Below are 19,224 nucleotides of genomic sequence, written 5' to 3' on the forward strand. Positions count from 1 at the left end.
CTGCAGCGGCCCGCGGGCCGATGCCTGACGCGCTACGGTTTGCCTTTTCTTCTTCGTCCGCATATCCATGACTTTTACGCCTCATGATATGCCCCGCCCACGAAATGACGGATAGGTCCGAGTGGAGCTGGAAAACGTCGTGCAATGCAATCTCAAAAACGACGCTTATGTCCTGTACCGCGCTTCGTCGAGATCCTCGATCAGTGTTGGTCCTGTCGGGTGCCAATCCAATCGCGCCTGTGTCCACGCGCTCGAAGCGGGCATATCCAGCCCGACGAACATCCCCATCCATCCGAAATGCGCTGCGGCTTCCGTCGGGGCGATCGAAATAACTGGCAACTCAAGGCCTCGACCCAGCGCCTCGGCGATTTCGCGACTGCTGATGCCCTCCTCGCCAACAGCGTGATAACGCGCGCCCCGTTCGCGCGCCTCCAGTGCGAGCCGGTAGAGACGCGCGACGTCGGATAGGTGGCCGGCCGCCCAGCGGTTGCTTCCGTCACCGACGTAGGCAACTACACCTTTTTCACGAGCCACGTCGATAAGCGGCCCAATGAGACCCTGCTTGAACGGATTGTGAACTTGCGGCAGTCGTACCACCGACACGTTGATGCCCTGTTGTAGCAGAGTCTGCCCCGTCAGTTCGGAGACAATGCGCGGATTGGGATGACTGGCATTGAAGACGTCTTCGGTCGCGGGTTCGCCGTGCTGGCCGCCGCCCATTCCGGTCCCCGACGTGATGATCAGCGGTCGATCGGAACCCGCGAGTGCGGCGCCGAGTGCGGTAATCGCGCGCCTGTCCTTTTCGCAATTCTCGGCGAACCGGGTGAAATCGTGGTCGAACGCCAGGTGAATAACGCCGTCTGCCTTTGCGGCGCCGCTACGCAGGCTTTCCGGCTCCTCGAGCGTGCCGCGATGCGGCTCGGCGCCCGCGTCGATGAGTGCTCGCGCTCCCGCGTCCGAGCGCGTCAAACCAATCACCTGATGACCGGCCCGAATGAGTTCGGGAACGAGCGCCGAACCGATAAAGCCCGTCGCACCTGTCAGGAAAATACGCATGGTGAAGCCTCCTTGGTCGTCAGGTGTCCACTATCCGATCATTTGTTATCCCGTTAAAGTAGTGACCTCATCATAGTAAAGTGACTAACAGGTTCACTATGTCAGTCAATACGCCCAGGTCGCTTGGAGATTTTCTGAGAAGCCGCCGGACGCGCCTTGACCCCGCGAGCTTTGGATTTACCGGGCGCAGGCGAACGCCTGGACTACGCCGTGAAGAGGTGGCCCAGCGCGCCAATATCAGCCCGACGTGGTACACATGGCTCGAACAGGGGCGTGGCGGTGCGCCTTCTGCGGAGGTGCTGGACCGGATCTCCAGTGCCCTGATGCTGACGCCTGCCGAGCGCGAGCATCTTTTCATGCTCGGGCTTGGGCGGCCGCCCGACGTCCGCTATAACCCTGTCAACACTGTCAATCCTCGGTTGCAGCGGCTGCTCGATTCGTTGGACGCCAGCCCGGCGATCATCAAGACCGCTACCTGGGACGTCGTTGCCTGGAACCGTGCCGCCGCGGTGGTGCTGACTGATTACGGGACCTTGCCGTCCGGTCAGCGCAATATTCTCCAATTCCTGTTCCGCAATCCCGCCGTCCGCGAGAAGCAGCACGATTGGGAAAGCATCGCCCGTGTCGTGGTAGGCGCGTTCAGAGCAGATGTGGCTCGCGCGGGTCTCGCGTCCGAGGTCGGCGAGCTGGTTGCCGAATTGCGCGATCTTAGCGCGGAGTTTGACGCGCTGTGGCGGGACAACGAGGTACTTGACCAGAGCGAAGGAGACAGCGTCAAGCGACTTCAGCATCCCACGCTGGGCACGGTCGAACTGGAGTACTCGGCACTTTCCGTTGACGGTCGGCCAGACCTGGGCTTGATCATCTATACGCCGCTCGACAGTGAAGTCGCGGAGCGAATCAGGGCGCTTGCCGCACTACATCAGCGCGACGCTGTGGCCGAAGATGCGTCGCAAGAGGACGTACGAGCTGGATGACGTCGGCGACTGTTCAGGGTCGACGCCAGCCGTCGCCTTCCCGCGCCAGCGCATCGTTCGATGCGCGTCACGGACGGGGCCGCACCGATAGACGCAAGCGCTGAATCCCGGGCTCGCTCGAAACAGCGGACGTCTGATCGTGGAGTAGTATTCCCGCATGTTCAGGTGAGTGCCCGGCCTCTACGGCGCACAGCCGCCCCGTCTACGCGTAGTGGCGTCGGCCGTGACGACGGCATTGATGGAAACGCAGCATGTCAACCGAGTGGAAGCACCGCGTCAGACTGTTTGTTCAGCGTTTCTGGCAGCCGACCAGTGCGTGCATGACCTGCATGCCGGGGAGCTGGGGAAACATCACGAGCGTGGCGCACTGGACTATCGCATTTCATACCGGTCTGCTTACCGGCCTTCTGGCTGTACTCCTGACTTTCACGCCTGTCTCGAAACTCTACGCGCATCGATACGGCAATGCGCTGGTCGTTGGCGTGCTGACGACGTTGGGCGATGCCTACTCGCACACGAGTCGTTACCGTATCCCCTATGTCGAGCACATCGTGACGGGTGCGATTTCAGGTCTCCTGGCGCTTGCGGCCTCATACCTTTTCGAAGACCGCGCACGCCGCCTTCGAACGGTTTGGGTTCGGATTGTCGGACAGCTTATCCGCTGACTTTCCGACCCACGACGCACCCGAAAAAAAGCCCGCCGGCTTGCACCGACGGGCTTTCGTATCCGACTTGCGCGGCGTTTCAGCGCGCCGGGTTCAGCGTCAGATTCATGTGACGGTTCACATCCTTGTACAGCAGATAACGGAACCGCCCAGGGCCGCCCGAATAGCACGCCTGCGGGCAGAACGCGCGCAACCACATGAAATCGCCGGCTTCCACCTCGACCCAGTCCTGGTTCAGGCGATAAACGGCCTTGCCTTCGAGCACGTACAGGCCGTGCTCCATCACGTGCGTTTCAGCGAACGGAATCACGCCGCCCGGCTCGAACGTCACGATGTTCACGTGCATGTCGTGACGCATGTCGCTCATGTCGACGAAGCGCGTCGTCACCCATGCGCCGTTGGTGCCCGGCATCGGGATCGGCTCGACGTCCTGCTCGTTGGTCACGAACGCTTCCGGCAGCGGAATGCCGTCGACGGCCTGATAGTGCTTGCGCACCCAGTGGAAACGCACCGCGGCATCGCTGACGTTGTGCAGCGTCCAGTCCGCGCCCGGCGGAATGAACGCATAACCGCCCGGCTTCAGCGTGTGCTGCTTGCCCTGCAGCGTCAGCTCGGCTTCGCCTTCGACGACGAACAGCACGGCTTCGGCGTTCTTGTCCTGCTCGGGCTTGTCGCTGCCGCCGCCCGGATTCACTTCGACGATGTACTGCGAGAAGGTTTCCGCGAAACCCGACAGCGGGCGGGCGATCACCCACAGGCGCGTGTGGGTCCAGAACGGCAGCCAGCTCGTGACGATGTCGCGCATCACACCCTTCGGGATCACCGCGTACGCCTCGGTGAACATCGCGCGATCGGTCAGCAGATCCGTCTGCGGCGGGTGGCCGCCATGCGGCGCGTAATACGTTGTCTTAGACATATTGCATCCAGGCAATGGGTTGGTCCGGCCCCGGGCGCTAACGGCATCGGGCGGTTCGCATGCGCGTGGGGCACGCATGCGGCGGCGGGACATCGTTCCCGGGGTGGCTTGAAAGCGCGTGCGCCTTCGATCGGTCGGCCAGGCTTCGCGTCGGGTCCGTCCGGTTCAGCGGACACGGCGGCCCGGGTTGTCGGGCTGCCGGCCGCGCCGCTGCGCTCTCGATCATGCGGCGAGGCGCGGACGGCGGCACGGTTCGATTCCGTAGCGAGCATCGCCGACGATAGCGAAGTCGATCCCGATCGACCAATTAAATGTTGCGATGACATCCATTCGATTTCGCACTACCCGTCGGCACCCGCGATGCGCAGTGGAGGAGCGTTGCGGGGCGGGCCGACCATCAGGGAAATCCTGACCGTTGCGATGTTCGTGCGATGCGTCCGTGCACGGCAACGCAGTGTGCAAGCGCCGCTCTCGATGCAGCATCCCGTTACGCGGATCGAAGGCGTTTGCTACGTGCGCGGCAGCGGATCGCTGCGGCAGGATCTCGGGATACGCTCCGATCAGCTTGGAACGAGCCGACGTGTCGAACGAAAAACAGATGTGATTCGGCCAACCCTGTCCGGACGCATTCGGACACGGCAGACGATATCGTCGAGAAACGGAAAAACGGCGGGAGAAGAATGACCGGCCCGTCGATCAGGCACATGGCCGCGGCTGATGAAGCCGGAGGAGAATCGCCGGTCTGGCCGGCGAAGCGGCCCGGCAGGGCGCCGGGCTGAAGCTCGCGTCGGGATGCCGACGCCGTCGGCGCGCCGGTGCGCGAGTCGCGCACCGTGCCGCGCCAGCGGCGATCAGTCCCAGTCGCGGTGGTGACGATGCTTGCGGTGACGGTAGCCGCGGTCGCCATGATCGCGATCGTACGAACTGCGCGACATGTTGCCGCCGAGTGCCGCGCCGGCGCCACCGCCGACCGCCGCGCCCAGCAGGCCGCCCGTACGGCCGCCCATCGCATTGCCTGCCGCGGTACCTGCGCCGCCGCCGAGGGCGCCGCCGATGATCGCGCCGGTGCGCTCGCGACGGTTCGACGTCACCGCGCCGCCGGCGCCGCCGCCGATCGCGCCGCCGATGACGGAGCCGGTGCTGCCGCCGACCGCGCCGCCGACCGCTGCGCCGGCAACCCCGCCGAGCGCGCCGCCGAGCGCATTGTTCAAGTCACCGGCTACTGCCGGCAGTGCAGTCGCGCCGGTCAGCACGGCGACGACGAGAGCGGGGGCGATTTTCTTCCACATTCCCGTATTCTTCCTTGTTCGCAATTCTGGTTATCGAGGTCCGCTCGGTACGACGATCTGAATCGATCGACGTCGGGCCAGGCATTGTGCCGAACCGCGGACCAATTCATTTCAATGAGCTTGCGGCGAAGAATAGCACCGGTCCCACATTCGTGCCGTGGACATTCTGGTAACAAGTTGTTTACGAATCACGCATGTCGAACGCGTACCGGAAATCGCTCGAAACCCTTGTCGGTATTGACGAACGCAAGGGTCCGTCCCCGTACCGGGACAGGCGCCTCACGCATGCGGTCGCACGTTTGAGACACACGTGGCAACACATCTGCACACGCCGTAAGCGGCATCCGAACGACGGGCCGCCGAAAGATGACGGGGTCAATACACGCCGGGCAGCAACCGCCACGTCCGCGCGCAGTACGCGTCGTATTCGGCGCCGAATTGCGAACGCAGCAATGCCTCCTCCGAGCGGATCCGCGCGACGAGCGGCACCAGCGTCAGCACGACCAGCAGCACGCCGACGCCTGAGCGGAACACCAACGCCCAGCCGAGCGAATTGACGAGCAGGCCGAGATAGCTCGGATTGCGGATGCGGCTGTAGATGCCGCCCGTCACGAGCGTATGGCCCGGCTGGATCGCGACGAGCCCGCTGAAGCGCTTGCCGAGCACGAACACGGGCCAGATCCGCAGCACGCCGCCCGCGAGGTACAGCACGACGCCGATCCAGCGCACGGTGTCGCCGCCGAAGGTCCAGACGTCGAGCCAGTCGGTCAGCGCGGGCAGGTACGCGAGCAGGAAGCCGCTCACCGCGAACGCCGCGAGCACCCAGCGGTTGTCGCGGTTCTCGCGCTCGCCGCTGCTCAGGTTGCCTTCGGTGAACAGCACGGCGGCGGCCATCGCGAACGTCGCGACGGCGATGACGATGAACGGCGGATGCGAGAAGAAGGCAGCGAACCCGCCGCTGCCGAGCACGGCGAGCCCGAGATAGACGAGCGTGGCGACGCCCGACAGGACGACGACCTTGGGGGTAATTGTCATGATGACGGCCTCGCGGGGATGCGCTTTCCTGTGAAGTATAGGAACTGCGCACACCGGATGCCGTGCGCCGCCGTCATGCGGCGCGCGCGTTCACGCGCATCGTCTGGCTAACGGTAGCCGACCGGCCGGTACAGTCGGGGCGGCCGAGGCGGGCATCGGGTGCCGGATCAGCGGATGCGGAAGTGGCCGCCGATTCCGATGCTGACGGGCGGCGCGTAGTATGCGGGCGCATAACCGTAGCCATAGCCGTAGTAGGCCGGCGCGGGCGCGTAGCCGTACGGCGGCGCGACGTAGCAGCCGGACAGGCCGCCGATCAGGGCAAGCGTGATGAGAAGTCTGGACATGGCTCGGTTCCCGGCGCGAAAGACGAATGGCACCGCGCGAAGGCCGTGCCGCCGCGACGGGCGGCGGCCGGCACGAAGAGGCGATCCGCCCTTCCTGTCGCTCGATGAAACAATGCGCGGAGTCTAGCGCCGGGCCTGGCCGGCCGAGTTTCCCGGGCGGTTACACGTGTTACCTGGTGTGACCGCCGAAACAGGCTTTGGCGGCGCGGCGGCTGGCCGGTGGACGGCCGCCGCACCCGGTGCGTCAGGCTGTTACACGAAGCGGGCGCGAATGCGCTGCGCGAGCGCTTCGAGCGTCGCCGCGTCGGCGATGTCGCGCGCATGCATCCGCAACTCCGCGCCTTCCCAGCGCGGAATCACGTGGAAATGCACGTGCGGGACCGTCTGGCCAGCGGCCGCGCCGTTGAACTGACCGATGAACACGCCGTCCGGCTCGAGCGCCGTGCGCACCGCCGCCGCGACGCGCTGCGTCATGCGGATGCCGGCCGCGGCCGCCTCGCCGGACAATTCGAAAATCTGCGCGGCCGGCTCCTTCGGAATCACGAGCACGTGACCGTCGGCCTGCGGCATCAGATCCATGATCGCGAGCGTCGCGTCGTCTTCGGCGACCTTCACGCACGGCAGTTCGCCGCGCAGGATTTTGGCGAACGGGTTGTTGTTGTCGTAGGACATGGCGTTTTCCGATCTCGGTTGGACAGTGGGACTGGCAGAGCAATCCCGGACGATTATCGGCCGATGGCCCGCCCGATATCAACTCGCCCAACGCGCGACGCGTGCCGAACCGTCGAGCGCGCGGCAGCGCGAACGCATGCGGCCGCCATCGCGCGTCACGCGGTCGCGATTGCAACGCATCGCCCGAACCTGCGACACTGCCGGATCGTTGCCGGCCGGCACGCCATCGAGGACGCTCGCGCATGACGATCCCCCTCAAGAAGCTGATTTTGCGCGGTGTCGCGCTCGCGCTCGTTGGCGCGATCGGCTACACGGGCTACATGCTGTCCCGGCTCGCGCCGATCGCGACCGGTTATGCGGCCAAGGCGCTGTGTTCCGGCGTGTTCGTGTCGGGCCGCCCGGCCGCGTCCGTGATCGACGTCGACATCATGGCCGGCGTCCATCCGCTTCTGAAACTGGTGCGCCCGTCGATCGACCCCGACCATCATCGCGCGGTGGCGACGTTCGCCGGCTTCGCCGAACGCGAAGCCGACTTCCGGCCGGGACTCGGCTGCACGCTCGCGCTCGGATCCCCGACTGGGGCGGCGGCAGCGACCTTGCCCGCCGCGTTGCCGCCCCTCCCCGACCTGCCGCCCGCGCCACCCTCATCGGCCGCACCGGCCACGCCGCCCGCCGGCATCGACGCCCACAAGCTGCAGACCGCGCTCGACCGCGCGTTCGACGAACCCGATCCGGCGCGGCCTCGGCGCACGCGCGCGGTGGTCGTGATGTGGCGCGGCCAGGTGATCGCCGAACGCTATGCGCCCGGCTTCACGGCCGACACGCCGCTGCCCGGCTGGTCGATGACGAAGACCGTCACGGCGGCGCTGGTCGGCACGCTCGTCGCGCGGCACAAGCTGTCGCCGGACGCGTCGGCGCTACTGCCCGAATGGCGCGGCAGCGGCGATCCTCGCGCGGCCATCACGCTCGACGAGTTGCTGCGGATGACGAGCGGCCTGCAATTCAACGAGGACTACGACGACCCGCTGTCCGACGTCGCGGTGATGCTGTTCACGCAGCCCGATACCGCGCGGTTCGCGTCGGCGAAGCCGCTGGCCGCGACGCCCGGCGCGCAGTGGTCCTACTCGAGCGGCACGAGCGCGATCGTCGCGCGCGTGATGCGCGAAGCACTGGGCGGCCGCGACGACGACTACCTCGCGTTTCCGCGCCGTGCGCTGTTCGCGCCGCTCGGGATGCGCAGCGCGGTGTTCGAGCCCGATGCGTCCGGCACGCTCGTCAGCGCGTCGTACATGTATGCGAGCGCACGCGACTGGGCGCGCTTCGGGCAGCTTCTGCTGCAGGACGGCGTGTGGAACGGGCAGCGGCTGTTGCCGGAAGGCTGGGTGCGCTACCTGACGCGCGCGACGCCGCTGTCGTCGCGGCAGGAATTCGGCGCGCAGCTGTGGGTCAAGGTGCCGGAGCCGTTCAACGATCGCGATCCGCACGCGCGGGCGATGCCGGCCGACGCGTTTCACGCGGTCGGCCATGAAGGCCAGTTCGTGAGCGTGGTGCCGAGCCGCCAATTGGTGGTCGTGCGGCTCGGGCTGTCGCGGCCGGAAGCCGCGTGGAATCACGAGGCCTTTCTCGCGCGCGTGCTCGACGCGGTGCCCGCGCCCGGTGCGTGACGACGGGCGATTATCCGCCGGGCGCGTGAAGCGGCGGCAGTGACGCCGCCGCTTCACGCGCTATCCGCGCCGCATTACGGATTCGCGCTGCCCGCGTACTGCTTGAAACCCTCGCGCGTCGCGAGACGTTCGATATAGCGCGACACCGCTGGCAGGTCCGGATGCTCGAACGGCGTGCCGAACCAGCGGTTCACCGACAGGCCGACCGGAATGTCCGCGAGCGTGAACGTGTTGCCCGCCACGTACGCGCCGGTCTTTTCGAGCTGCGCATTCAGCACCTGCATGTGCTTCGTCCAGCCCGCGATCGACTGTGCGATGCCGTCCGGATCCTGGTGATCTGGCGATTTGCGCACGAGGCCGAGGAATGCGCCGACCCACGAGCGGTTCAGGTCCGAGCCCTGCCAGTCGATCCACTGGTCGACCCGCGCACGCGCCTGCGGCTCGGCCGGATACAGCGCATCGCCGCCGTAGCGGTTCGCGAGGTAGCGGATGATCGTGTTCGATTCCCAGAGCACGAAATCGTCGTCCTTGATGACGGGCACGAGCGCGTTCGGGTTCAGCGCGAGATAGGCCGGTTCGTGGGTCGTGCGAAAGCCCGCGCCCCAGTCTTCCTGCTCGAACGGCAGGTTCAGTTCGGTGCACAGCCACAGCACCTTGCGGACGTTGATGGACGGAATCTTGCCGAGGACGTGCAGCATGCAGTCTCCTTGTGGGGTCGGGTGCGGAGCGTTCGGGGCGCGCGGCACGCTCCGAATGCGTTCACGCCGAATTTATACACGACCGCGCGGGAAACGGCAGGCCGCGGACGCGAAATCGGTGTGCGGCCGGTTCGTCAGGTCGCGCAGCGCGTGCTCGGCCGTCGGGAAGCGGAACATGAATCCGTCCTGATGCAGCCGTGCCGGCAGCACGCGCTGCCCGTCCAGCAGCAGTTCGCGATTCAGCGCGGGCAAGTCGACGCCCAGCGGCGCCGGATTGAACCCCGGCTTGGCGATATCGACGAACGCCAGCCGGTGTCGTGCGTCGCGGGCGCCGAGACGCCGGATTTCCGCAACGCATAACGGACATCGCCCGTCGAAGTAGAGAACCAATTCACTTGATTCCATGCTTTGCACTCCTTCTTGTTGTCGCAAGCATCATGAATCGATCGACTGCCTTCACGCGTACGCCGCCGCTTCCACGCCACGGCGACGGGCTTACATCGGCTTGACCACCATCAGGAAGTAGACGGTCAGCATCGCGAAGAACGCCGGATAACCGAGCAGTTCCCAGCGCTTTGCATAGCGCCAGTAGCGCTCCGGCAACGCGGCGTCGCCGTTCGCGTGCGCGAGCGTCGCCATCGATGCCAGTTCGAGCTGCAGCCACACGACCGGCAGCCAGCACGCACCGGCGACCGCGTACAGCCCAATCGACGCGAGTAGCCACGGGGTATGCCACGGCCAGCCGGCCGTATGCGCGAGCCACAGGCCGGACGCCGGCTGGAAGATCACGGCCGGCGTCGTGAACCACCAGTCGGCGCGCACCACGAGCCGCGACACGGCCGCGATCGCGGGCACCGACCGCGTGCGGTTCGCGAAGAACAGGTAGAACGCAGTGCCGAGCCCCGTGCCGACCAGCAGCACCGAAGACAGGATGTGAAGCGCCTTGATGACGAGATAGGTATTCATGTGCGTTCTTCTTCTGAAAACAGGATCAACAGGATGGCGAGAATCGGCACGTTCTTGAGCACGGGGCCGAACGGTTCGGCCAGCAGGCCCGGCATCGTGACCGCGATGACCGCCGAATACGCGACGATCAGCGCCGCTTGCGCAGCCCACAGGCGCCGCGACGGCGCGGCGATGGTCGCGATGCCGAACGCGAAATCCAGCGCGCTGGCCGCGTAAAGCGCGATCAGTGCGGGCAGGCCCGTCAGGTGTGCGGGCGCCAGCAGCGCGAGGCTCGCGTGCAGCGGATGGACGAATGCGCTGGCGATCGCCGTCCAGATCCATACGATCGCGAGCGCGCCCTGCAACAACGGGCGCCGCCACATCGCGAGCGCATCGCCGCGCAGCGCGGCGGCGTCCGCGCCGATGAAGCTGCCGATACCGCGCGGCGGCCGGCCCAGCACGGCGGCGGTGGCCGCCGGATCGCCGGTGTTCCCGCCGCGCAGCATCGTCCACGTGTCGTGCGTCAGCATCGCCCCCGGCAACGCGCCGAGCAGCGTGGCCGCCGCGCCGACCAGCGGGCCCGGCAGCGTCACGCGGGCCGCCGGCGAAAACCCGAGCGCGGCGCGGTAGCCGGCCAGCATCTCGCGGTATTCGACTTCGTCGCGGCCGACCACGTCGATCACCCGGCTGCCCGCCGTCGGCGCATCGCCCGCTTGCACGATGAGCCGCGCAACGACTTCGGCGAGATCGTCGACATGCACCGGGCGCAGCCGCTGACGGCCGCCCGCCGGCAATACCTGCATGGGGAGTGACGCGAGCATCCGGAAAAACCGCGCGGACGCGCCGGCCGCCCCGTAGACGAGCGCGGGGCGCACGATGCGGAAATCGATCGGCAGCGTCTGCAGGAAACGGTCGGCCGCAAGCTTGCTCGCGAAGTACCGCGTATCGCCGCGCTCGACCCCGAGCGCCGAGATCTGGATCACGCGCCGCACGCCGGCACGACAGCACGCGGTAAAGAGCGCGCACGGCGCGGCGCCATGCACGACGTCGAGCGTCGCGCCGCGCCGATCGGCCAGCATGCCGACCGCGTTGATCACCACGTCGACGCCCTTCAGCCGCGCCAGCCACGCGTGCGGATCGACGTCCCGCGCGAAGTCGATCGCGACGTCGTGCGGGCCGGCCGCGTGTCGCACGCCGCGCAGCACGCGATGCCCGCCGGCTTCGAGTTGCGCGCACAGCGCCCGCCCGATGAAGCCGTTCGCGCCGCACACGAGCACGGTCATGCCGCGTGCGCCGGTGCGCTCGGACGGGCAGGTCGACGGCAAGGCTGCGTTCATTTTCATCCTCTATTTACAGTTATTTCTGTACAAACAGAAATAACAATCCCGAAAAAAGCGGGCCTGTTGCCCGCACGTCCGTGACCGGCACGTCCATCGCCGCTTACTTCGACGGCTTACGCCTGACCGTCTGGCTGATCTTCGCACCGATGCCGAGCGCCTTCATCAGCGTATCGGGCTTGAGCCTCAGCATCTCGTCCGACCAGGTCGTGAGCGTCTCGACGAACTGCAGCGTGTCGCGGATACGCTGTTCGGTCTCGCGGCTCTCGTTCGCGATCTCCGGATTCGTCAGGCAATCGCGCAGCACCGTGAGCGTCGGCTCGATCTCGCGCTGCCGCCGCCCCTCGACGATCAGCTTGAACAATTCCCAGATGTCGGTGGACGTCTCGAAGTGGTCGCGGCGATCGCCCAGCACGTGCACCACCTTCGCGAGCCGCCACGCCTGCAGTTCCTTCAGGCTCGTGCTGACGTTGGAGCGCGCGACGTTGAGCGTCTCGGCGATTTCGTCCGCCGCCACCGGCCGGCCGGCCAGGTAAAGCAGCGCGTGAATCTGCGAGACGGTGCGGTTGACGCCCCACCGCGAGCCCATTTCGCCCCAATGGAGAATGAATCGTTCGGCAATCGGTGTGAGTTCCATGTCGAGGAATTTATTCATTTCAGTTATTTCTGTCAAGAGAGAAATAACCGGACGATCCGGCGCCTTCCGGCCGCGCCCGCCCGCGATCGGCCGCTTCCTTTACAATGCGCGGGATTTTTTCGATTTCAGGCCGTCCCCGCCTTTCTGATAGACAGAGGTTTCCATGATCATCAAACCGCGCGTGCGTGGCTTCATCTGCGTGACGACTCATCCCGTCGGCTGCGAAGCCAACGTCAAGGAACAGATCGACTACGTGACTTCGCACGGCCCGATCGCCAATGGCCCGAAAAAGGTGCTCGTGATCGGCGCGTCGACCGGCTACGGCCTCGCCGCCCGGATCTCGGCCGCATTCGGCTCGGGCGCGGACACGCTCGGCGTGTTCTTCGAGCGCGCCGGCAGCGAAACGAAGCCGGGCACGGCCGGCTGGTACAACAGCGCCGCGTTCGAGAAATTCGCCGCGGAAAAAGGCCTTTATGCGCGCAGCATCAACGGCGACGCATTCTCCGACAAGGTCAAGCAGGTCACGATCGACACCATCAAGCAGGATCTCGGCAAGGTCGACCTGGTGGTCTACAGCCTCGCGGCGCCGCGCCGCACGCACCCGAAGACGGGCGAAACCATCAGCTCGACGCTCAAGCCGGTCGGCAAGGCCGTCACGTTCCGCGGCCTCGACACCGACAAGGAAGTGATCCGCGAAGTGTCGCTCGAACCGGCGACGCAGGAAGAGATCGACGGCACCGTCGCGGTGATGGGCGGCGAGGACTGGCAGATGTGGATCGACGCGCTGGCCGAAGCCGGCGTGCTGGCCGACGGCGCGAAGACCACCGCGTTCACGTACCTCGGCGAGCAGATCACGCACGACATCTACTGGAACGGCTCGATCGGCGAAGCGAAGAAGGATCTCGACAAGAAGGTGCTGTCGATCCGCGACAAGCTGGCCGCGCACGGCGGCGATGCCCGCGTGTCGGTGCTGAAGGCCGTCGTCACGCAGGCCAGCTCGGCGATCCCGATGATGCCGCTGTACCTGTCGCTGCTGTTCAAGGTGATGAAGGAAACCGGCACGCACGAAGGCTGCATCGAGCAGGTGTACGGGCTCCTGAAGGACAGCCTGTACGGCGCGACGCCGCACGTCGACGACGAAGGCCGCCTGCGCGCGGACTACAAGGAACTCGATCCGCAAGTACAGGGCAAGGTCGTCGCGATGTGGGACAAGGTGACGAACGAGAACCTGTACGAGATGACCGACTTCGCCGGCTACAAGACCGAGTTCCTGCGTCTGTTCGGCTTCGAGATCGCCGGCGTCGACTACGACGCGGACGTGAACCCGGACGTGAAGATCCCGGGCATCATCGACACCACGGTCTGACGGCGCGGCCCGCCGCCGCACTCGCGGCGGGTTCGCATTGCCGGCGGCGTCAATGCAGCGCCGGTTCTTCCAGATAGCCGCCCGACGACAGCGTGGCCTTCACCTGCCGCGTGAATTCGTCGGTCGACACTTCCTCCGCCCCCGCTTCGATGGCGTCGTACGCCTGGCGCACGACGTCGGCCGGCGTGGCTTTCGGTACGTCGAGACCGGCCGTCAGGTCGGTATCGATGAAGCCGGCATGCAGCCCGACGACCTGCGTACGCTGCTCGCGCAGCGAATGGCGCAGCCCGTTGGTCAGCGCCCAGGCGGCCGATTTCGAGACACCGTAGCCCGACAGGATCGGCGGGTTCATCCAGCTCGCGACCGACAGGATGTTCAGGATCGCGCCGCCGCCGTGAGCCGCGAGGGTACCTGCAAACGCCCGCGACATCGCCAGCATCCCGAACATGTTCGTCTCCAGATGAGCGCGTAATGCGTCGACCGCGCCGTCGTCGGTCAGGCTACCGAGCCGCGCGATGCCGGCGTTGTTGATCAGCAGCGTGACGTCGCGCGCCGCGTCGGCCGCCGCGGCGACCGCCGCCGGATCCGTCACGTCGAGCTTCACGGGCACGACGCCCGGCAGCGTCACGCTGGCCGGATCGCGCGCCGCCGCATAGACCTTCCGCGCGCCACGTTCGAGCGCCTGCCTCGCGAACTCGAGGCCAAGCCCACGGTTCGCGCCCGTGATGAAAACGACTGCATCTTCGATCTTCATGATCGTTCCTTTCCGAGATTCCATCCCGTGCGCGCCGGTTCGCCGTACGCGTCGAGATCCAATGAAAAACCGCGCTGCCGACGCGGGCCGAACCGTTGCACCGCCGGTGCCGGACGGCAGGCAGTCCCGCCGCCCGCGCCGCCGCGCACCGAAGACCTGATCCACGTCGATCCGTGCGGCGCCGGTTGCTTCGCTTCGTCCGCGAAGTCGGCTACACTTGAATCTCAATGTCGATCACCATCGTCTTGGAGATGCATGGTGCCAGCCGGATGCCGGCACGTCAATGGTGATCGACATTGTGTTTTTCAATCGGCGCAATTGCCGGAATGAGGGAGGGATCGATGGGCGTATCCAGACAGCAGGCTGCCGAGAATCGCAGCGCGATCGTCGCGGCCGCGGAGCGGCTGTTCCGCGTGCGCGGCGTCGATGCGGTGGGCTTGACGGAACTGATGAAGGAAGCCGGCTTCACGCAGGGCGGCTTCTATAACCACTTCAAGTCGAAAGACGCGCTGGTCGCCGAAGTCATGGAAAAGGCGATGGCCGACCGCGCGGATTCGCCGAACGCCGGCAGTCTCGACGCGCAGCTGGCGGCCTATCTGTCGCCCGCGCATCGCGACGACGTCGAGGCCGGGTGTCCGCTATCCGGCTTCGCGGGCGATGCGCCCCGGCTGACCGATACGGCGCGCGCATGCTACGCGCACGGGCTCGCCGCGTATCTCGATCGACTGGAACGGATGGTGGCGACCGACGGCGCCACGCCGGAGCAGACGCGCCGCGACGCGCTTGCGGTCTTCAGCCAGATGGTTGGTGCGCTCGTGCTGTCCCGCGCGATCGCAGGCAGCGATCCCGCGCTGGCCGACGAGATTCTGGACGCGGGGCGGGACGCGCTGATCGGCCGACGCGGCGATCCGGTGGCGTCGGTGTAACGGCGTAGCGGTGTAACGGCGCGCCCGTCGACGCGGTGGCGCCGTCCTGGCGCGCTATTCGATTGCCCGCGCGGCATCCCACAGCGGCTGCGTGCCGCGCGCCGCATTCCACGCGGCAAACTGCGTGCGCCACGATTCGAACGGCTGCGCGAGCGGATGGCGCGGATCGTCGCTGAGCGCATACGCCATCCCTTCGATCAGCCAGCGCGGCTTGGTCAGGACGGCGAGGTTGCCGAGCACTTCGGCCTGGCGGTGATGGATCAGCTCGTGCGCGAGAAAGTAGGTCTGCCAGCCGCGCGGTGCGATCACCACGCCGAAATCGCCGAGCGTCAGCGCCGCGCGCGTGCCGAGGCCGAACGCATCGGCGCACGTGCGCGTCGCGCAGAACACGACGCGCGGTGCGGCGCGAAACGCGCCGACGGCCGCCGCCGCGCGCGCGTAGCCGTCGCGATAGAGCTGCCGCGCGTCGCCGAGCGTCGCGACATCGTCCGTGCAGATGTCGGCGCTCGGGCACGACACGCCGGGAACCAGCGCGGGCGCGACGACGCGCAGCGGCTTGACGAGCGCGTACGCGGCAATCGGCAGCGCGACGAGCAGGCCCGTGAGGGCGAAAGCGACATGGGAGCGTTTCATCGAGGCGGCGGTTCGACGGATTCCGTCACGCGAGTTGTTTGTGGAAATACGTCGTCGCGCAGAGCGCGCCGTCGGGCATCAGCGCATAGTTCGGCACGATGCCGACGCGTTGCCAGCCGGCCCGCTCGTACAGCCGCTCGGCGTCGCCGCCCGTCACGGTGTCGAGCACGAGCACGGTCTTGCCGGCGTCGCGCGCGGCCGCGTCGGCCGCCGCCATCAGCCGCGCGGCGACGCCCTGCCGGCGCGCGTGCCGCGACACGAGCATCTTCGAGACGTCCGCGCGATGCGGCTGGTTCTCGGGCTGCGCGGTCACGACCTGCACGGTGCCGACGATCCGGCCGGACGTATCCTCGGCGACGAGCAGGATGCGCTCGCCGTTCGCGACGCCCTCGGCCACGCGCGTCCAGAATGCGACGGCGGTCGGCCGCTCGATCGGCAACATGAAGCTGACGGATGCGCCGCCTTCGACGCAATCGATCAGCACGTCGGCCAGCGCATCGACACAGGCCATCGCTTCGCTCGCGCCGACGCGGCGCACGGTAACAGGTTCGGTCATGCCATCTCCGGGAGTCGGATGGGCCGCATGCACGGGTTCGGCATCGGCCGGAATCGGAACGAACGCCGGCCGGGTATCGAGGCTCGCACGACGGTGGCAGGCGTGCGGCAACGCGGCGCCCGATCGGCGCGTGTTACCGCCCCATCATCGTACGCGACGGAAGTTTTCGTTGCATCGGTTTCGACATCGTCTACACTTAGCCAAATGGATAACATTCAGTCCGGCATCAGCGACGTGTTCCATGCCCTCGCCGATCCGACGCGCTGCGCGATCGTCAGCGCGCTCGGTCAGGGCGAGCGGACCGTCTCCGCGCTGGCCGCGCCGTTCGACATGGCGCTGCCGTCGTTCATGAAGCATGTCGCCGTGCTCGAGCGCAGCGGCCTCGTGGCGACCCGGAAAACCGGCCGCTCGCGCACCTGCGCGCTGGTCGGCAGCCGCCTGACCGAGGCCGAGGCATGGCTCGCCGCGCAGCGCGCGCAGTGGGAAGCGCGATCCGATCGTCTCGTCGAATTCGTCGAACGCCGTCACCAGGAGGAGCAAGATGTCAGCAAGCCGCGTCGAACCCGCTGAAGCCAACGATCTCGTCATCACGCGTACGTTGCGCGCGCCGCGCCACGCGCTGTGGCGCGCATGGACCGACCCCGAACTGCTGAAGGAATGGTGGTGCCCGAAGCCGTGGACCACCGAGGTACGCGCGTTCGACCTGCGGCCGGGCGGCGCTTTCCATACGTTCATGCGCGGCCCCGACGGCGGCACGAGCGACAATCCCGGCTGCTTCCTCGAAATCGTGCCGGAATCGCGCATCGCGTTCACGTCGATGCTCGCGGGCGGCTGGCGGCCGCAGGCGCCGTGGCTGGGCTTCACGGCGATCGTCACGATGGCCGACGACGACGCGGGCAGCCGCTACGAGGCGCGCGTGATGCATCCCGACGCCGCGACGCGCGAGCGCCACGAAGCGCTCGGTTTTTTCGAGGGCTGGAACACCTGCATCACGCAGCTCGACGCCTTCGCCGCCACTTTGCGCTGAACGCCGCTTCGCGTGCGGTCATTGCATGCCGCCGCGCCCGCGCCTAGGATTCCTGAAGGAAGCATGACGACACGCCGAGCACCGGCGTGCACCGTCGCGCGCGCTTCGCGGGAGGCAACATGTTGCATACGCACACGCATTCGACCCGAGTCAGCCGGCACCTGAACGCCCCGCGCGGGCGCGTCTATCGCGCACTGCTCGACCCGCACGCCGTCGAACAGTGGAAGGTGCCCGACGGCATGACCTGCCGCGTGCATGCTTACGATGCACGCGAAGGCGGCGCGCTGCGCGTGTCGCTGAGCTACGACGCGCCGTCGGCCGGCACCGGCAAGACCACCGCGCACACCGACACCTGTCACGGCCGCTTCGTCACGCTGGTGCCGGACCAGCAGATCGTCGAGATCGATGTGTTCGAAACCGACGACCCGATGCTGCGCGGCGCGATGACGATCACGATCACGCTGTCCGACGAAGCGGGCGGCACGCGCGTGGACGCCGTGCATGACGGCGTCCCGCCCGGCGTGCCGGTCGCCGACAACGAGACCGGCTGGCGGATGGCGCTGGCGCGGCTCGCGGCGCTGGTGGAGGCCGGATAACGCCGCGCAAGCGCGTCAACCGAGCCGGTACACCCGCGTAACCGTGCCGCGGAACAGCGCGTCGCGCTCGCCCGCACCGGCCTGCGCGGTCAGTCGCTTGAACGCGTTCCAGCCGTTCACGAACGCATACGACCCCTTGTCGACCGGGAAATTGCTCTCGAACATGCAGCGCCCGGGGCCGAATGCGTCGATGCAAGTCATCATCCACGGCTTCCATGCGTCGGCAAGCTGCGCCGAAGACGGCGGCTTCGCGCCTTTCTCGAAATCGAACCCGTTGATGCGCATCCCGAGGCCGCCGACCTTCACGTACACGTTCGGCAATTGCGCGAGCGTGCGCATCGACGCCGACCAGCGCGCGAATACCTCCGCCCGCTTGTCCGCATAGCTGGCAATCCGCACGACGCCACCGCAGTGGTTGACGATGATCCGCGTGTCGGGGTTCGCTTTCGCGAGATCGAACAATTCGGGCAACTGCGGAAAGAACAGCCACGCGTCGTACGACAGCCCGAGCGGCGCAAGTTGCGCGACGCCGGCCCGGTACGCGGGATCGAGCAGCAGCCCGCGCGGCACCGCCGACAGCGGATTGGCGAGCGTCGGATCGGCATCCCACGTCGTCAGGTGCCGAATGCCGCGAAACCGCCCGCGGCCGGCTTCGAGATGCGCTTCCAGCACGTCGCGCACGCGCGCGCCGAGCCGCAGGTCCGCGTGACCGACGATGCCTTTCGCGACGGCCACGGGGCCGTTCTGCAGCGGCTCGGTCACGCCGGCGACATAGGCCGTCTCGCCCACCGGCTTCAGTTCCACCGGGCCTGAATCGCGATAGCGCGTCTGCGCCTGCATGTAGACGGACGCCTGGATGTTGTGGCCCGAGCGCGCATCCTGCAGATAGTCGTCGAGCATGTAGATCCAGCCCGGCCGCTCATAGAAGTGATGATGCGCGTCGACGATCGGCAGGTCGGGCTCGAGCGCGGGTTCGAGCGCCGACGCGAGCCAGTCGGGGCGGACCGCGAGGTAGTTGCTTTGCGTCATCCGGGAAGCTCCGTCATGGGCCGGCGTGTCGGCGAACGCGGGCAGCGCGAGCGATGCGGCGGTCGCACCGATCAACCGGCGCCGTTTGATCGAAAAGGTCAT

At 67.0% G+C, this 19,224-nt stretch carries 23 protein-coding genes; 8 read left to right on the top strand and 15 right to left on the bottom strand.

Features of this window, described 5'->3' with window-relative positions; all coding sequences use genetic code 11:
- Positions 1 to 165 precede the first annotated feature (165 nt).
- Entirely contained in the window at positions 166 to 1,056 is an 891-nt protein-coding gene (locus tag CFB46_RS18180; RefSeq protein WP_089500734.1) for an SDR family oxidoreductase, read from the bottom strand.
- A 98-nt stretch (positions 1,057 to 1,154) separates the two neighbouring features.
- Between CFB46_RS18180 and CFB46_RS18185 the strand changes: the two genes are divergently transcribed.
- On the top strand, positions 1,155 to 2,033 hold the full coding sequence (locus tag CFB46_RS18185) for a helix-turn-helix transcriptional regulator (protein WP_089500735.1): 879 nt from the start codon (positions 1,155 to 1,157) through the stop codon (positions 2,031 to 2,033).
- A 251-nt stretch (positions 2,034 to 2,284) separates the two neighbouring features.
- A complete protein-coding gene (locus CFB46_RS18190; protein WP_089500736.1) occupies positions 2,285 to 2,698 on the top strand; it encodes a hypothetical protein in 414 nt (137 codons plus the stop codon).
- Between the two features lie 79 nt (positions 2,699 to 2,777).
- Here the strand turns inward: CFB46_RS18190 and CFB46_RS18195 are convergent, their stop codons facing one another.
- The 5 genes from CFB46_RS18195 to CFB46_RS18210 form a co-directional block, all read right to left on the bottom strand.
- Entirely contained in the window at positions 2,778 to 3,614 is an 837-nt protein-coding gene (locus tag CFB46_RS18195; RefSeq protein ID WP_027781620.1) for a bifunctional allantoicase/(S)-ureidoglycine aminohydrolase, read from the bottom strand.
- An 851-nt stretch (positions 3,615 to 4,465) separates the two neighbouring features.
- The gene (locus CFB46_RS18200; protein ID WP_027781621.1) at positions 4,466 to 4,903 is read right to left on the bottom strand and encodes a hypothetical protein; all 438 of its coding nucleotides are present in this window, start codon (positions 4,901 to 4,903) and stop codon (positions 4,466 to 4,468) included.
- 375 nt (positions 4,904 to 5,278) lie between these two features.
- Positions 5,279 to 5,938: a methyltransferase family protein gene (locus CFB46_RS18205; protein ID WP_089500737.1), complete on the bottom strand. Its 660-nt coding sequence runs from the start codon at positions 5,936 to 5,938 to the stop codon at positions 5,279 to 5,281.
- Between the two features lie 167 nt (positions 5,939 to 6,105).
- On the bottom strand, positions 6,106 to 6,282 hold the full coding sequence (locus CFB46_RS35940) for a hypothetical protein (RefSeq protein WP_175888582.1): 177 nt from the start codon (positions 6,280 to 6,282) through the stop codon (positions 6,106 to 6,108).
- 252 nt (positions 6,283 to 6,534) lie between these two features.
- Entirely contained in the window at positions 6,535 to 6,954 is a 420-nt protein-coding gene (locus CFB46_RS18210; RefSeq protein ID WP_089500738.1) for an HIT family protein, read from the bottom strand.
- Between the two features lie 242 nt (positions 6,955 to 7,196).
- On the opposite strand from CFB46_RS18210, the gene CFB46_RS18215 reads away from it, so the two are divergent.
- Positions 7,197 to 8,618, top strand: coding sequence for a serine hydrolase domain-containing protein (locus tag CFB46_RS18215; RefSeq protein ID WP_089500739.1), 1,422 nt, complete (start codon positions 7,197 to 7,199; stop codon positions 8,616 to 8,618).
- A 74-nt stretch (positions 8,619 to 8,692) separates the two neighbouring features.
- Here the strand turns inward: CFB46_RS18215 and CFB46_RS18220 are convergent, their stop codons facing one another.
- The 5 genes from CFB46_RS18220 to CFB46_RS18240 all read right to left on the bottom strand — a co-directional run bounded on the left by CFB46_RS18220 (position 8,693) and on the right by CFB46_RS18240 (position 12,235).
- Entirely contained in the window at positions 8,693 to 9,316 is a 624-nt protein-coding gene (locus CFB46_RS18220; protein WP_027781625.1) for a glutathione S-transferase family protein, read from the bottom strand.
- 72 nt (positions 9,317 to 9,388) lie between these two features.
- Complete coding sequence (locus CFB46_RS36460) at positions 9,389 to 9,721, bottom strand: DUF1731 domain-containing protein (protein ID WP_089500740.1); 333 nt, start codon at positions 9,719 to 9,721, stop codon at positions 9,389 to 9,391.
- A gap of 90 nt (positions 9,722 to 9,811) precedes the next feature.
- Positions 9,812 to 10,282, bottom strand: a complete 471-nt coding sequence (locus tag CFB46_RS18230; RefSeq protein ID WP_089500741.1) for a DUF2269 family protein — start codon at positions 10,280 to 10,282, stop codon at positions 9,812 to 9,814.
- Complete coding sequence (locus CFB46_RS18235) at positions 10,279 to 11,598, bottom strand: SDR family oxidoreductase (protein WP_089502241.1); 1,320 nt, start codon at positions 11,596 to 11,598, stop codon at positions 10,279 to 10,281. Before CFB46_RS18235 ends, CFB46_RS18230 begins: the two co-directional genes overlap by 4 nt.
- Before the next feature lie 103 nt (positions 11,599 to 11,701).
- Positions 11,702 to 12,235, bottom strand: a complete 534-nt coding sequence (locus CFB46_RS18240) for a GbsR/MarR family transcriptional regulator (protein WP_006480371.1) — start codon at positions 12,233 to 12,235, stop codon at positions 11,702 to 11,704.
- Between the two features lie 163 nt (positions 12,236 to 12,398).
- On the opposite strand from CFB46_RS18240, the gene fabV reads away from it, so the two are divergent.
- A complete protein-coding gene (fabV, locus tag CFB46_RS18245) occupies positions 12,399 to 13,601 on the top strand; it encodes an enoyl-ACP reductase FabV (protein ID WP_027781630.1) in 1,203 nt (400 codons plus the stop codon).
- 49 nt (positions 13,602 to 13,650) lie between these two features.
- Here the strand turns inward: fabV and CFB46_RS18250 are convergent, their stop codons facing one another.
- Positions 13,651 to 14,355, bottom strand: coding sequence for an SDR family oxidoreductase (locus CFB46_RS18250; RefSeq protein ID WP_089500742.1), 705 nt, complete (start codon positions 14,353 to 14,355; stop codon positions 13,651 to 13,653).
- Between the two features lie 341 nt (positions 14,356 to 14,696).
- On the opposite strand from CFB46_RS18250, the gene CFB46_RS18255 reads away from it, so the two are divergent.
- Positions 14,697 to 15,281, top strand: coding sequence for a TetR/AcrR family transcriptional regulator (locus CFB46_RS18255; RefSeq protein ID WP_089500743.1), 585 nt, complete (start codon positions 14,697 to 14,699; stop codon positions 15,279 to 15,281).
- A 54-nt stretch (positions 15,282 to 15,335) separates the two neighbouring features.
- On the opposite strand, the gene CFB46_RS18260 is transcribed toward CFB46_RS18255, so the two are convergent.
- Both CFB46_RS18260 and CFB46_RS18265 read right to left on the bottom strand, forming a co-directional pair.
- Positions 15,336 to 15,914: a hypothetical protein gene (locus CFB46_RS18260; protein WP_089500744.1), complete on the bottom strand. Its 579-nt coding sequence runs from the start codon at positions 15,912 to 15,914 to the stop codon at positions 15,336 to 15,338.
- Positions 15,915 to 15,939: 25 nt separating this feature from the next.
- The gene (locus CFB46_RS18265; protein ID WP_089500745.1) at positions 15,940 to 16,470 is read right to left on the bottom strand and encodes a GNAT family N-acetyltransferase; all 531 of its coding nucleotides are present in this window, start codon (positions 16,468 to 16,470) and stop codon (positions 15,940 to 15,942) included.
- A 204-nt stretch (positions 16,471 to 16,674) separates the two neighbouring features.
- Here CFB46_RS18265 and CFB46_RS18270 point away from each other — a divergent pair, with 204 nt between their 5' ends.
- The 3 genes from CFB46_RS18270 to CFB46_RS18280 all read left to right on the top strand — a co-directional run bounded on the left by CFB46_RS18270 (position 16,675) and on the right by CFB46_RS18280 (position 18,093).
- Positions 16,675 to 17,040 carry an ArsR/SmtB family transcription factor gene (locus tag CFB46_RS18270; protein ID WP_089500746.1) on the top strand — a complete coding sequence of 122 codons (366 nt, stop codon included), beginning with the start codon at positions 16,675 to 16,677 and terminating at the stop codon, positions 17,038 to 17,040.
- Complete coding sequence (locus tag CFB46_RS18275) at positions 17,012 to 17,497, top strand: SRPBCC family protein (RefSeq protein WP_027781636.1); 486 nt, start codon at positions 17,012 to 17,014, stop codon at positions 17,495 to 17,497. Before CFB46_RS18270 ends, CFB46_RS18275 begins: the two co-directional genes overlap by 29 nt.
- 119 nt (positions 17,498 to 17,616) lie before the next feature.
- Complete coding sequence (locus tag CFB46_RS18280; RefSeq protein ID WP_089502242.1) at positions 17,617 to 18,093, top strand: SRPBCC family protein; 477 nt, start codon at positions 17,617 to 17,619, stop codon at positions 18,091 to 18,093.
- Positions 18,094 to 18,108: 15 nt separating this feature from the next.
- On the opposite strand, the gene CFB46_RS18285 is transcribed toward CFB46_RS18280, so the two are convergent.
- Positions 18,109 to 19,224 (bottom strand): amidohydrolase family protein, encoded by a 1,116-nt coding sequence (locus tag CFB46_RS18285; protein ID WP_027781638.1) that lies wholly within the window; start codon positions 19,222 to 19,224, stop codon positions 18,109 to 18,111.

It is taken from the genome of Burkholderia sp. HI2761 (genome assembly GCF_002223355.1).
Classification (GTDB): domain Bacteria; phylum Pseudomonadota; class Gammaproteobacteria; order Burkholderiales; family Burkholderiaceae; genus Burkholderia.